Source organism: Thalassotalea mangrovi, assembly GCF_005116735.1.
In the GTDB taxonomy this organism is placed as follows: domain Bacteria; phylum Pseudomonadota; class Gammaproteobacteria; order Enterobacterales; family Alteromonadaceae; genus Thalassotalea_A; species Thalassotalea_A mangrovi.
Genome location: NZ_SWDB01000003.1, coordinates 22,681 through 36,311 on the forward strand (window position 1 = coordinate 22,681; position 13,631 = coordinate 36,311).

Below are 13,631 nucleotides of genomic sequence, written 5' to 3' on the forward strand. Positions count from 1 at the left end.
AAAAGCCAGCCGTTGGCGGCTGGCTTGAATGAAACTGGGGTAATTAAGATTCCGCGTTAAATTTCTTGGTGATCGATTGCCAGCAGTCGATATAGTTTTGCTGGCGTTCTTTTCCGTTCAATGCGTAAGCCGTTGGCGCAATGATATAACGAGATTCAAACATAAATGCCAGGGTATTTTCATAACGTTGCGGCTGTAGCTCAACGGTGCTGGCTTTTTCAAAAACATCCGCTTCAGGCCCATGTGGCGACATGCAATTGTGCAGACTGGCACCACCAGGGACGAAGCCATGTTCTTTGGCATCATAAACCCCTTCAATCAGGCCCATATATTCACTCATCAGGTTGCGGTGATACCAGGGCGGGCGGAAGGTATTTTCGGCTACCATCCAACGAGGTGGAAAGATCACAAAATCCAGGTTAGCGACACCAGGAGTACCCGATTGCGAGGTTAACACGGTAAAGATGGATGGATCCGGATGATCATAACTGACCGTGTTGATGACATTAAATCGGGATAAATCGTATTTATACGGCGCCGAGTTACCGGTCCAGGCAACCACATCCAACGGCGAGTGGCCAAGTTCACAGCGGAACAGGTTGCCGTTGAATTTAGTAACCAGTTCAAAGCTACCTTCTTTATCTTCGAAAGCCGCGACTGGATACTGAAAATCACGATCATTACTATACCCGTTAGCACCAACAGGACCGCGCTCAGGAAGATGCAGCAGGTCGCCATAGTTTTCACAAAGGTAACCGCGGGCATTGTTATCCAATAGATTTACGGTAAATTTCATACCACGGGGAATCACCGCAATTTCACCAGCAGTAACGGTTAACTTGCCGCATTCTGTGGCCAGTAACAGCTCCCCCTGTTGCGGGACGAACAAGAGTTCACCATCGGCATTACAAAAGTAACGATCTTCCATATCCGCATTGCAGGCGTAATGATGAATGGCAATCCCGGTATGGGACGCAGCACTGCCATTAGCGGCCATGGTGATCAGGCCATCGATAAAGTCGGTGCGTTGCTCTGGAATGGCTATAGGATCCCAGCGCATCATATCCGGTGGGGTAACGGCTTCGGTAATGGGAGCGGTTCTGATTAAACCATTATCTATCGCCTGATAGTTACCCTGTACGGCGCTCGGGCGGATACGATACATCCAGGTACGGCGGTTACTGGCGCGCGGGGCAGTAAAAGCCGTGGAACTGAATTGTTCAGCGTACAAATCGTATTTCACACGTTGCGGACTAAACTGTCCTTTAGGCAACGCACCCTCAAGGGCCTCGGTTTCGAACTCGTTACCAAACCCAGTCATATATGTTAATGAATCGGCGACCGACATAAAGGCTTCCTATTAGTTATTATCTTTGGTCATTAAGATTAAATACTAACTCAAAAAATCTCTGGAATTAATGCATCATGACTAATATAAACTCGTATAACCGTAAGGTTTGGTCATTTGTGTAATTACAAGTTTACAGCGAATGTAAATAAGGAATATTAAGGGCTTATTGCTGATTTCTGCTTGCTATTTACCAATTTGCCCATAGATTATTGTTTAATTTAAGACGTTATTGCAGGTCCTATGATTCACGTTACTCCTGAAAACTTTCAACAATTGATGTTTGAAGACTCAAAGCAAAAGCTGGTTTTGGTCGTATTCTGGGCGGATCAAATTCCAGAGAGTGTGCAGATGCGCGATGCACTGGCTGCTCGCCTGGCCGGTAAAGAGCAGGCGATCACCTTTGCCGGCGTTGACTGTCAGCAACAGCAGCAAATAGCTGCACAATTTGGCATCCAAAGCCTGCCGACGGCGGTTGTGGTAAAGGATGGTCAGCCGATAGATGGTATTGCCGGACCGCAGACGGACGAATCCCTTAGTCAGTTTGTCGATAAACACTTACCTAGACCCGAAGATGAACTGTTGCAACTAGGGCAGGCAGCGTTGGCTCAGAATCAGCCTGGCGATGCAATGAATGCCTTGCAACAGGCTCACGGTTTCGATGCCGAGCGAGCGGATATCGCCCTGGCACTGGCAGACTGTTATATCCAATTGGGTAAGCTTGATGATGCCGAAACCCTGCTTGCAACCATTAAGATGGTTGACCAGGACAGCTACTTTCAATCGCTGGTGTCGAAACTGGAATTGGCGCGGGAAGCCAGTCAGTCACCAGAAATCCAGGCGTTGGAACAAAAATTACAGGCGGATCCTGACAATATCGATATTCAGCGTCAGCTAGCGGCGCAGTACAGCCAGAATAATCGTCAGGAAGAAGCATTAGATATGCTGTTTAAGCTGTTGCAAAAGGATATGGATGACAGTGAATCTCGGAAGATATTACTCGATATTCTCGCTGCACTACCAGCAGGTGATGCATTGGCAGGCAAGTATCGCAGGAAACTGTATACGTTAATGTATTAGAGCTACAAGCTGTAAGCTGTAAGCGACAAGTAGTTTAAAAATATAACTAAGCTTCTGAGGCCTGAAACCTGAGACCCGCCTACTTTTTTAAGTAGCGCTTTAACTTTTCCAGTTTTGGGGCGACGATTATCTGGCAGTAGGGTTGGTACGGATTGGAATCGTAGTAATCCTGATGATAATCCTCGGCCCGATAGAAGTGGGCCAGTGGTTCAATATTGGTCACTATCTTTTCAGCATATCCTCCATGTTCGTTAAGCGTCCTGATTTTTTCTATTGCTCGTCGCTTTTGCTCTTCGTTATGGGGAAAAATCGCGCTTCGATACTGACTACCAATGTCATTGCCCTGGCGATCTAACTGGGTTGGATCGTGGAGAATAAAAAAGATATCCAGTATTTCATCGAAACTTAGTTGCTCTGCAATAAACTGGATTTGCACCACTTCCGCATGGCCGGTTGTTCCTGAACATATTTGTGCATAGGTTGGATTCTCGACATCGCCGCCCATATAGCCGCTGATCACCTTAACGACACCGGGAACACGCTGAAAGGGTGCCTCAAGACACCAAAAGCAGCCACCGGCTAAGGTAGCCATTTCCATATTTTCAGAGGTAGACATGGGCCGGTCTCCATTGAATCATCGTTATCACCCTGTTAAGTCATATCGGGAAAAGGTAACATTGAATCTCGATACAGGCATTATTGTTATTATGGATCAACAAGAATTAATTGACGCGGTAAATCAGATTATGCCGTTTGGAAAATATCAAGGCAGGCCATTATTAAAGCTTCCAGAACCCTACCTGGTGTGGTTTAAAAGCAAGGGCTTTCCTGAGTCTAAATTGGGACGGCAGCTGGCGTTAATTTATGAAGTAAAATTAAATGGCTTAGAAAGCATGCTGATGCCGCTGTTACAGGAAGAAAATCGCTGAGTCGCAACACCTTGATGATTTTCTTAAAAAGTAAGTTGCCGGCCAGGTAATCGACAGCGCCTGGCCTGGAAGGACAAGACGGTGCATTATTGAATTGGCACTAGTATTCGTCCAGCGCCTACTAACCGGCTACGATTGATTATCTGTAGATCAGAGGGTTGAGTGTTTGCGAATTAAGTTGTGATACACATGGTGCAGGCTGTCCAATTGCTCCCTAGCAACAGATTCGTTACTGGACAGTTGTTGAATGTTTTGATCAAGCTCGAATAATAGCTCGCGAATGTGAGTGTCTTGTACCATGCTTTGCATCCAGGTAATAGCGGCAAAACGAACCCCTGAGGTCACCGGTGTTACTTTATGCAAGCTGCTGGAAGGGTAGGTCACTGCATCGCCCGCCTTGGGTTTAATTCTCTGCTCGCCAAACTCGGTTTGAATGACTAGTTCTCCCCCCTCGTATTCTTCTGGCTCTGACAAAAATAATGTCATCGACATATCGGAACGCAGTACTTCGGCGGAATTTGGGATGCGCATAACCGCCGCGTCAACGTGATACCCGTAGGTTTCTCCCGAACTGTAGCGGTTGAAGCAGGGAGGAAATATTTTGTGTGGCAGTACTGCGGAAACGAGTTTCTCCGTTTCTCCATATTTCGCCAGTAAGGAGTTAGCAAGTTGCTGAACGGTTTTAAAACTGGCATCGGCCTGAACATTATCTTTAACGGCAGCCGCCATGCCCATGGCGGTGCCTTTACCATCTAACCACGGCACTTGATCGAGGTGCTGACGCATCAGGTTAACTTCTTGTTTGGTTAGCAATTGCTCGATCAAGACCATCTGTTTTCTCCTAGAACTGGTAGGTTAACGTTGCGCGAAGTGACTGGCGATCACCGATGTACATGAACTTAGGTGCGCGATACGTTGAGGTGTAATATTCCGTGTCAAATACGTTACCAAGATTTATTCGGGCGGTAATGTCTTCGCTAAAATTATAACTGGCAAACATATTAACAACGCGATATGCGGGCACTTCCGGGCCGGAAGAACCGGTATCGGGTTGCCCACCGGTCATGCTGCTTTTATAGGTAAAATCACCACCAAAGGCAAAGTCATCGGTTAGCTGATAACGAGCCTGGGCAAAGAAGCTGTTTTCAGCAAAAAGCGCTAATGGTAAGCCGACGCTGTCGGGGTTGGATGCCGACTCCAAAATTTCGGAGTCCATCTTTGCGGCGCTCAGCTGAATACTTAGTTCATCACTAAGCTGACCATTCATTGCCACTTCAATACCGGTTACTTCATGCTTACCGGTATTTAAGGCACCGGTTACGTCATAACCGCGACCGGCACCTTCCATGATGTCGTCTTTGACCAGGCGGAACGCCGCTAACTGCACAAATAACGATTCATCATTAAGTGACATTTTTGTACCAACTTCAAAATTGCTCACCGTTTCCGGCTCTGCGTCGGCACTGCCTTCAGAATCGGTACAAACACCACCATATCCGCAATTGCCACCAACGTCAGATTCACCCCCGTTGATATTGGTTGCCGTGCCGTATGACGCATACAGGTTAACATCATCTACTACCTCGTATACGACTCCGAAATGGCCATTAGTCAAAGTATCCGAAAATTCATAAAGGTTTTCACCATTAAAACCATTTGCCAGGTTGCTGTAATCGTAACTATCGAATCGAACACCGGCAAATATCATGAAATCATCTGTAACTTGTATCGTGTCCATTAACGATATGGCAACTACCTCGTAGTTGTAATCGGAACTGAAATCACCTTTCATTGCCGCTGAACGATCAATGATATTATTTAAATCGGCAACCGGATTGCCATCATTGTCTAACCCACAGAAGTTTTCGCTTATGCCTCCGCGCCCGGCACTCCAGCAATTAGTGAGTGCGTTACCCGTATTGGTATAACGTCCATTTAGTACCGAATAGTCGGCATATTCTGCGCTGATTAAAAATTTGTGTTCGACAGACCCTGACTGAATGTCGGCGAATAGATTGAATTGTGTCGCGAAGTGTTGAATATCCTGATAGTTTGAGTGTGTACCGAAGGTGAAGGTACCAAATCCATTGGTCTCATTAATGGCATCTTGTTCGGTCAGGTAACCCGTAGTACCGCCGGCGCTGGTGGCAATATAGCCATTTTCGGTTTCGCCGTAGCGGGTAATATTATAAATCTTCCAGCTATTGTTAATTTCATGCTCAACCCGCAAGGTTGATGACCAGGCTTCAGAGTTCATAAAGTCGCCTTGCTGAGCATATACGGGAATATCTTCGACTATTTTATCGTTAATGACGGTCGAGCCTAAGTCAGGAACATCTTCCGCATTCAGGTAATAAAAATCGGCCCAAACCCGACTTTTTCGGCCATCATCGTATAAACCAGAAAGCAAGGCCCCTTCACGGTTACGCTCAGCTCCCTGGCGTTTTGGAGCATCTTCGCTCGCCTTCATAATATTAATGCGAGTGGCGATATCGTCAGTAAGTGGTTTATTGACATCTACGGATGCACGATAGTAATTATCGCTGCCAACACCGACATCTACCCGACCAAAATCGTAACCAAGAGAAGCTTTTTTGGTAATACTATTAATGGCACCTCCCGAGGAGCCACGCCCGGCAAACGTAGAGCTTGGTCCTTTAGTTATTTCAATTTGTTCAACCGAAAAACTCTCCCGGGTATTCATCCCAGGATCTCGCAAGCCATCTACGAATACATCAGACCGTGCCTCATGACCACGAATAATATAGCGGTCGCCAAAGGCATTACCGTTTTCACCCGTACCTAAGGTAACACCCGCCTGAGTCGACAATACTTCTTTTAAGTCAGAGCGTCCTGATTCTTCAATTTGATCTTTGGTTAAAACGGTAATCGTGGCTGGCGTATCGATTAGATCAGCAAGGCGGCGAGTATCACCCGACTTCTTAACGTTATAAATGGAATCTCGTACACCATGAATTTCAATCAGCTCAATTTCTTTGTCTTTAGCTTTACGTTCTTTAGTTGCGGAGTCATCGGCATAGGCCGATGTCATGCTCACAGATAATGCACCGAATAAAGCAGTAGAGCCCAATAACACTTTTTTGGACATTGTTATTCCCTGTTAAAGTTATTAAAAATCAGGCGCATTATATCGTTAAATATGCGAATGTAAATAACAATCATTCTCATTTAATGTTGTAGGGGGTTAAAGTTACACGATTGCTAAAGTTGCTTTTCGTTACTCTGCGTCCGCATAAAGTGTGCATAACCGGTTCGGTTCATAGCTCATATCACCTCGACTGCGCCGTAACGATAATTCATTGCAAACATCTAATGGTGTGGCTGGTTACTATGATTCTCGGTATCCGGGTTCTTCTCGTACGCCCCGGTTTGATATGCAATTCTCGACTTTGGCAGATAAAAATAATGGCTACCTGGGCTGGCTGTTATGGTTTACCAGGTCAAGTCAGGTTTGCTTCAACCAATTGCCATATTGACCGCATTCGCCGCAGGGCCCAGCAAAGTAAGTTGGGATTTGTCGATTGCCGTTTCATTTACGCTGTCATAAAACCGACAAAAAAATGTCATATCCTAGGGTTTTCGGGTTGCCAGAGTGTTATTTGTGAACTTAAATTAAACGTTAGGGTTAGTTGAATTCACTCCTTTTCCCGGTGCGAATAGCATTAACTACCCGCCTTCCATAAGACGTGTTGATTAGCCAGGAGTTATCAATGAAAAGACAAAAACGCGATCGTCTGCAACGAGCACATTCCCATGGTTACCAGGCCGGCCTGCACGGCAAAAATAAAGAAGAGTGTCCCTATCAAAACCTCGATGCAAAATCCCAGTGGCTGGGCGGTTGGCGTGAAGCAATGTCTGACAGGAGTATGGGGTTATTTAAATAGTGTTATACCAATCACATTAAGTTTGTGCACAACTCAGAGTTAGGGCAGAGGTTCATTTGCAACATAAATTTCATTGATATAGCCATTCTATATTACTGAAATATAGGGCCGGAAATGGACCTCTGATAAACACCCTCCGGGTGAGTTTTAAAGGCATTTATCCTGCGTTACTGATTTTGACAATGGAGTAACCATTCTCTGTAATCAAAGCCTTGCCTAAATGCCTTTAAATTCTCACTGAGTGAGCAATAATTTAATGTGATTGGCATCAATAACAGCGGATTGCGTCGGCCTGGAACTGGATAAAAACTTCGGTTCCATGGCTAAGGCGCAACAATTCCACAGCATATCTGGACGTGTTAATGGCAAAGGTGTGCTCCATCACCTGAACTTTGATTAGCATGCCGTTTCGGCTTAGACGATGTAACTGGCTGATTCTACCGGGCAGGCAGTTGATGATCGAGCTCGCCTCGGGTTTGTTCAGGCTAATACTTAAATCATCCGCTAAAATATAGCAGCGTAATTGTTGCCCCAGAGGTTGGTTCATCAGTGGCGCGAACAGTTTTACCTGATTATGGCTTGGCGCCATAAAATCCAGTTGCGTCAGGCCAAAGTTCACCAGGTGTTGCTTTACTTTCAGGGTTAACGAAGTAGGGCTACTAAACTCGGTCGACATTCGTTCATTGAGGTTATTGAGAACCTGATGCACATGCCCAACCTGGATGATCCGGCCATTTTCCATCACCAGTACCTCATCGGCAAGCTGCTGGATTTCAATAATATTGTGGCTGACGTAGAGGATAGGCAAATTCAGGCGTTGATGGATCAGGCGTAATAAATGGACCATATCCCTGCGTGCCCGGTTATCCAGGTTCGATAACGGTTCATCCATCAATAATAATTCAGGCTCGGCTAACAGCGCCCGGGCGATGGCTACCCGTTGTTTTTCACCCGCCGATAATTTAACGACATCACGCTTTAGCAGCGCACCGATTTGCGTCATTTGAATAATTTCATTGGCATCCAGGCTATTTGGTTTGCATCGCTTGCGAGCATATTCGAGGTTCCCAGCTACGGATAAATGCGGAAACAGGCGGGCATCCTGAAACACGAAACCAATCTTGCGATGTTCAGGTTTGATAAACTGGGTATCACTTTGCAGCGTTCGTTGCTTGAGTATTACCGTCCCCGCGGCATCCCGATTTAAACCGGCAATTACTCGCAGTAAACTGGTTTTTCCCGATCCTGAGTGGCCTAAAATACCGGTGATACCATTAAGGTCAAAGCGAATATCACAACTTAACTGGAAACTGTCGAAACTTAAATTAACGTCGACGCTAAGGTCGCGTTGAATGGCTTGTGGGGCCTCAGATACGGCTAGCGTGCTCATGGTTCCATCCGGTATTTTATGTTGCGTTCATGATTGAAATTGAGCAGGTATATCAGTGCAAGCAATACCATTGAGCCGATTAACAGGCAGGCTGCAAGCCAGTGTGCGGTGCTGTAATTCAAGGCTTCGACATGATCAAACAGGGCAATTGACAGGACACGTGTTTCGCCGGGAATATTGCCACCTATCATTAGTACCACACCAAACTCTCCTACTGTATGGGCGAAGCCAAGGCTGGCCGCAGTGATAAAGCTGGCTTTGGTCATGGGGAGCACCAGGGTGAAAAAACGATCCATGCTATTGGCGGAAAGCATGGCGCCGGCCTCTAGAACATGATCGCCGAGCTGTTCAAAAGCCTTTTGCAACGGTTGCACGACAAACGGTAGCGAGTAAATAACGGAACCGATTAAAATTCCCGTAAAACTAAATGCCAGGGAGTAGCCTGTCGTATCTAACCACCACTTGCCAGGCGTGCTGGTAGGTGAAAATATTACCAGTAAGTAGAATCCGAGTACGGTTGGGGGAAGCACCAGGGGTAATGCGACAATGGCTTCTAAGAATACTTTATAGCGACTCTGGATTTTGCTCATATACCAGGCAAGCGGTGTGCCCAAAAGTAATAGGATCAGGGTCGTCAGGCCGGCGAGTTTGATCGTGGTGTATAGGGCTAACCATTCGTCACTGCTGCTCATGTCCGGTCTTCCTTGTGTCCGCATACCCCATGCTGATGATTAATTCCTGACTACTATCACTGAGAATAAATTGCTGAAATTTTCTTGCTAGATCTTCATTTAATGTGGATTTTAAGATCAGCATTTGCTGTTCAATGGGCTCATGTAATTGACTGTCGATAAGTACGCCGCTACCGGTATCAGATAACAGAAATTGCGAATAGGAAATGATGCCAAAATCGACTGCGCCAGTGCGGGTTTGCTGATAGGTCTGACTGATATTATTGCCGGTGATCACTTTATCATGAAATTTTCGCCACAAGTCCAGGGATAACAGCGCTTCTTTGGAGGCCTTACCGTAAGGAGCCAGGTGCGGTGCAGCGATAGCAATCCTACCTTGATAGGGTGTGAGATCGTCCAGGGCGACCTGATCACGGGTGGTAGACCACAGTGCCAGCTGCCCGGTGGCATAGGTAAAGCGGCTATTTTCCAGCGCCAGGCCTTCCTCTTCAATCAATTGTGGGCGCTTTATATCGGCGGCAAATACCATATCAAACGGCGCGCCATGACGCACTTGTTGGTAAAGCACGCCGGTAGCGGCAACAGATAATTTAACGTCAATGTCAGGCTCAAACTTCTCATTATAGGTATCCACTAATTGCTTGAGTGGTTCGGTGAAGTTCGCCGATACGCCGATTTTTAAGCTTTGTTCGGCTTTTGTTGTCGCGCTGAGCAGCAGGGTTGCACAAGTCAGTAATACAGGGAAAAATGTTTTTACCACTTTTGGGCCTCATTTTGATCGTTTTGATTGGCAGTAACCCAGCGGCTTCCAGCGGCGGTCTGCTCTTTTTTCCAAAAGGGGGCTTCGGTTTTCAGGTAATCCATAATCATCTGACTAGCATAGAAAGCGTCCTGGCGGTGTGCACTGGTTACGCCGACAAAAACAATATTATCATCGACATGCAATTCGCCAACGCGATGAATGATGCGGATTTTGCCGATTTGCCAGCGTTGCTTCGCCTGTTCGGCTATTTGCTGCAGGCTGCGCTCAGCCATGCCAGCATAATGTTCCAGGTACAAGTGGGCAACTTGTTCTCCCTGGTTGTGGTCGCGAACTTTACCAATAAAGGTCACCAGGGCCCCATCTTCGGAGGTATCCCGTTCCAGCCATTTAATTTCAGCGCCAGGGTCAAAGTCCTGCGCTTGCACGGTTATTTTAATGTCCATCGTATCAGCCACCGGTAACCGGCGGAAAGAATGCGATTTCATCACCGGGTTTAATGACGATATTGTCTTGCACCATCTGCTGATTTACCGCCACTAGCAAACTGGAATTGGTAAATACCTGTTGCCACATGTCGCCACGCTTGGCCAGGGTGTGTTTGATGCTGGCAATATCCGTCACGTCTGTTGATGCCAGTGCCAGCTGGTCACAACCGAGTTGTTCGCGAAACTGGGCGAAAAAAAGAACCCGGATGTCCTGTTTAGCTGCGCCAGTGGCCATGTTTTCCTCCTTGCTTTTCTAATACCTGGATATCACTGATTATCATCCCAGGATCCAGGGCCTTACACATGTCGAACAGGGTCAGGGCTGCCACCGATACGGCGGTCAGGGCTTCCATCTCAACGCCAGTCTGGCCTGCCAGTTTACAGAGGCTGGTAATCTTTACCTGATTGTTGGTTTTATCGATGTCAAAATCGACCTGTACTTTCGATAACATTAACGGGTGGCATAAGGGAATCAGATCACTACACTTTTTGGCGGCCTGAATACCGGCGATGCGTGCCACGGAAAAAACATCCCCTTTATGGTGTTTTCCGTCGATAATGTGTTGCAACGTCTCAGGTTGCATAATCACATAGCCCTGAGCCCGGGCTTCTCTTGCCGTTACCGGTTTGCTACTGACATCCACCATATTGGCTTCACCGGATTGGTTAATATGACTAAATCCCATCCTTAGCCCCGTGACTCGCACGCCGTGGTCGCTTGCAGGTGACAGATGAAATTACAGGGTTTATGGGTGGCATCCAGTTGTTCTTTTATGATTTTATCCCAACCGGTTTTACAGGCATTGGTCGAACCCGGAAGACAAAAAATAACCGTATGGTTTGCCATGCCGCCAATCGCCCTGGACTGAACCGTCGAGGTGCCAATTTCTTCATAGGATATGGCGCGGAATAACTCACCAAAACCTTCAATTTCTTTATCGAATAACGGTGCAATGGCCTGTGGCGTATTATCCCGGCCGGAAAACCCGGTACCGCCAGTGAGTAGGATGGCATGTATGTTATCGTTGGCAATCCACTGCGAGACCTGACTGCGTAACTGGTAAATGTCGTCTTTGCAGATATCCCGCGCCGCCAGGTTATGGCCGGCCTGGGTTAATCGTTCCACCAGCACCTGACCAGAGGTATCCGTTTGCATATTTCGGGTGTCCGATACGGTTAAAACGGCAATATTTAACGGTGTGAATGGCCGCGCTTGTTTAGTTGACATAACAGTGAAAACCTCGTTGTTGTTCTATCTGGCGAGCTCTTTGCCTTGCTCGTTGCCATTGTTCCGGCGTATTGGTGTTGTGCAGCCTCTCTGGTGTTCTGCAGTCGAGCAGGTTGACACCAGTTTGTTGAAACATCTGTTTAAAAGAAGGGCCTCTACCTTCAGGATTCGCCCGCAAGCGAAGGAACTCGCTCTTAAGAAACCCTTCAACCATGGCATTAACCGGCAAATATAAGGGTAATGGGTGGTCTTTGTAGCAGGTGACCTGCCCGCTGAGTTCGCCACTTAATTTGATTTGATTTAACTCGTTACTGCCAAGTAGCGGCATATCCACAGGGAGTGCCAATATGGCCTTCGGACGCGTTGACTGGATGACCGAATACAGTCCCATCAAAGGGCCGGCATGAGTGATATCATCGACAATGCCGTGTTGTCCTTGCTTGCCACTAATGACGACATCAACGATGCCGACCTGAGTTAGCAATGACTGACAAAACTGCAACATGGAGATATCAGCCTGGCTATCACCAGCAAGAGACGGTTTGGTTTGCTGAAGAGCGGGTAACAGTGCTTTGTCCCTGCCCATCCGCTGTGAACGGCCACCGGCTAAGACTACGCCCAATATAGAGGAAGAGAATCGCGTATTCATATTAATCAGCCTCCCAGCATCGACAATTGCGTTGTGGCTCCGGTGTGCCCCTGTTGCAGATAGTGGGTCGGTTTTTTCTCAGTCAGCAGGTTTCGAATCGCTGCCTGCAAAGCTTGTGGGTCATCACTATTCAGGTGTTCACGTAATGAAAACCCCTGGTCGGCAAACAGGCATAAATGCAGATTGCCCAGGGCGCTGACCCTAAGCCGGTTACAGGTACTGCAAAAATCTTTGCTGTACGGTCGTATCAGGCCAATCCTGCCGGCAAAGTCATGGTGCTGATACTCCAGCGCCGGTCCGGCAGTTTTCGGACGAGTAGTCAGGCGCCAACCCTGTTGTAATAAAGCGTTTTCGATAATCTGGCCGCTGACATGTTGCTGTCGGTAAAACTCGAGGTTTGTACCGGTTTGCATGAGCTCAATAAATCGCAGTGTCACCGGCGTATGTTTGACGAAATCAAAAAACTGGCTGAGATCATGGTCATTGAACTCGCGCAATAATACCGTGTTAATTTTGAGTTTATTCAGCCCATAGGTTAAACACGTGTCGATACCACTGAGAATATCATCCAGCTTATTTTTGCCGGTGATGGCTTCAAACTGGCGCGGGTCGAAGGAATCAATACTGATATTCAAACTATCCAAGCCGGCATCAATCCAGTCTTGGGCTTTTTGTTTCAGATTAAAGCCATTACTGGTCATCGCCACATGCTCAATGCCATCGGTGTTTTTCACCGTCTGAATTATTTCGGGTAAATCTTTACGAAGTGCCGGTTCACCACCAGTGATGCGAATCTTTTCGGTGCCAAGTCGGGCAAAACCATTGGCCAGGCGGCTGATCTCCGCCAGTGACAGGAAATCCCGATCATGATCACATCGGTAACCATCAGGCAGGCAATAGTTGCAACGGAAGTTGCAAACATCGGTTATGGAAAGCCGCAAATAATAAAATCTACGACCAAACGAATCTTCAAGCATGTTCACCTTTCCAAAGTCGGGAGGCTAACCCGTTTCCCGGTTAACCCTGGTGGCCGTGGCCACGGCTGAGCATTCATAGGTCAGGCCCTTAGAATACATAGCTCGGCGATAATTTAGTTATACCTTTAAGATTAACACTTAGGCAACAAACAACCAATGTTTGTGGCGAAATATGTTGGGCCAAA

The 13,631-nt window shown here is 47.0% G+C and carries 16 protein-coding genes and 1 riboswitch; of the genes, 3 read left to right on the forward strand and 13 right to left on the reverse strand.

Translation table 11 applies throughout. The annotated features are described in order from the left end of the window. Positions 1-43: 43 nt before the first annotated feature. A complete protein-coding gene (gene hmgA / locus E8M12_RS00915) occupies positions 44-1,348 on the reverse strand; it encodes a homogentisate 1,2-dioxygenase (RefSeq protein ID WP_136734193.1) in 1,305 nt (434 codons plus the stop codon). A 243-nt stretch (positions 1,349-1,591) separates the two neighbouring features. Between hmgA and E8M12_RS00920 the strand changes: the two genes are divergently transcribed. Then, the gene (locus E8M12_RS00920) at positions 1,592-2,428 is read left to right on the forward strand and encodes a tetratricopeptide repeat protein (protein WP_136734194.1); all 837 of its coding nucleotides are present in this window, start codon (positions 1,592-1,594) and stop codon (positions 2,426-2,428) included. A 79-nt stretch (positions 2,429-2,507) separates the two neighbouring features. Here E8M12_RS00920 and msrA read toward each other — a convergent pair whose 3' ends face one another. Continuing rightward, positions 2,508-3,044 (reverse strand): peptide-methionine (S)-S-oxide reductase MsrA, encoded by a 537-nt coding sequence (msrA, locus tag E8M12_RS00925; protein WP_136734195.1) that lies wholly within the window; start codon positions 3,042-3,044, stop codon positions 2,508-2,510. Between the two features lie 91 nt (positions 3,045-3,135). Here msrA and E8M12_RS00930 point away from each other — a divergent pair, with 91 nt between their 5' ends. Then, complete coding sequence (locus tag E8M12_RS00930; RefSeq protein WP_136734363.1) at positions 3,136-3,357, forward strand: DUF3820 family protein; 222 nt, start codon at positions 3,136-3,138, stop codon at positions 3,355-3,357. Positions 3,358-3,507: 150 nt separating this feature from the next. Here the strand turns inward: E8M12_RS00930 and E8M12_RS00935 are convergent, their stop codons facing one another. Both E8M12_RS00935 and E8M12_RS00940 read right to left on the reverse strand, forming a co-directional pair. Next, entirely contained in the window at positions 3,508-4,188 is a 681-nt protein-coding gene (locus tag E8M12_RS00935; RefSeq protein ID WP_136734196.1) for a Fe2+-dependent dioxygenase, read from the reverse strand. A 10-nt stretch (positions 4,189-4,198) separates the two neighbouring features. Then, positions 4,199-6,466: a TonB-dependent receptor gene (locus tag E8M12_RS00940; protein WP_136734197.1), complete on the reverse strand. Its 2,268-nt coding sequence runs from the start codon at positions 6,464-6,466 to the stop codon at positions 4,199-4,201. Positions 6,467-7,088: 622 nt separating this feature from the next. Here E8M12_RS00940 and rmf point away from each other — a divergent pair. Then, positions 7,089-7,262, forward strand: coding sequence for a ribosome modulation factor (gene rmf, locus E8M12_RS00945; RefSeq protein WP_136734198.1), 174 nt, complete (start codon positions 7,089-7,091; stop codon positions 7,260-7,262). A 268-nt stretch (positions 7,263-7,530) separates the two neighbouring features. On the opposite strand, the gene modC is transcribed toward rmf, so the two are convergent. The 9 genes from modC to moaA all read right to left on the reverse strand — a co-directional run bounded on the left by modC (position 7,531) and on the right by moaA (position 13,446). Further along, positions 7,531-8,652: a molybdenum ABC transporter ATP-binding protein gene (gene modC, locus E8M12_RS00950; RefSeq protein WP_136734199.1), complete on the reverse strand. Its 1,122-nt coding sequence runs from the start codon at positions 8,650-8,652 to the stop codon at positions 7,531-7,533. After that, the gene (modB, locus tag E8M12_RS00955; protein WP_136734200.1) at positions 8,649-9,344 is read right to left on the reverse strand and encodes a molybdate ABC transporter permease subunit; all 696 of its coding nucleotides are present in this window, start codon (positions 9,342-9,344) and stop codon (positions 8,649-8,651) included. The genes modC and modB overlap by 4 nt, the downstream gene beginning before the upstream one ends. Further along, positions 9,331-10,104, reverse strand: a complete 774-nt coding sequence (gene modA / locus E8M12_RS00960; RefSeq protein WP_136734201.1) for a molybdate ABC transporter substrate-binding protein — start codon at positions 10,102-10,104, stop codon at positions 9,331-9,333. Before modA ends, modB begins: the two co-directional genes overlap by 14 nt. Beyond that, the gene (moaE, locus tag E8M12_RS00965; protein WP_136734202.1) at positions 10,098-10,550 is read right to left on the reverse strand and encodes a molybdopterin synthase catalytic subunit MoaE; all 453 of its coding nucleotides are present in this window, start codon (positions 10,548-10,550) and stop codon (positions 10,098-10,100) included. Before moaE ends, modA begins: the two co-directional genes overlap by 7 nt. A gap of 4 nt (positions 10,551-10,554) precedes the next feature. After that, a complete protein-coding gene (gene moaD / locus E8M12_RS00970; RefSeq protein WP_136734203.1) occupies positions 10,555-10,827 on the reverse strand; it encodes a molybdopterin converting factor subunit 1 in 273 nt (90 codons plus the stop codon). After that, a complete protein-coding gene (gene moaC / locus E8M12_RS00975) occupies positions 10,808-11,278 on the reverse strand; it encodes a cyclic pyranopterin monophosphate synthase MoaC (RefSeq protein WP_136734204.1) in 471 nt (156 codons plus the stop codon). The genes moaD and moaC overlap by 20 nt, the downstream gene beginning before the upstream one ends. A gap of 2 nt (positions 11,279-11,280) precedes the next feature. After that, complete coding sequence (moaB, locus tag E8M12_RS00980; protein WP_136734205.1) at positions 11,281-11,820, reverse strand: molybdenum cofactor biosynthesis protein B; 540 nt, start codon at positions 11,818-11,820, stop codon at positions 11,281-11,283. Then, positions 11,810-12,469, reverse strand: a complete 660-nt coding sequence (mobA, locus tag E8M12_RS00985; protein ID WP_136734206.1) for a molybdenum cofactor guanylyltransferase — start codon at positions 12,467-12,469, stop codon at positions 11,810-11,812. Before mobA ends, moaB begins: the two co-directional genes overlap by 11 nt. 5 nt (positions 12,470-12,474) lie before the next feature. Beyond that, positions 12,475-13,446, reverse strand: coding sequence for a GTP 3',8-cyclase MoaA (gene moaA, locus E8M12_RS00990; protein ID WP_136734207.1), 972 nt, complete (start codon positions 13,444-13,446; stop codon positions 12,475-12,477). Then, positions 13,434-13,566: riboswitch (molybdenum cofactor riboswitch) on the reverse strand. Its footprint overlaps the gene before it by 13 nt. Positions 13,567-13,631: the final 65 nt, after the last annotated feature.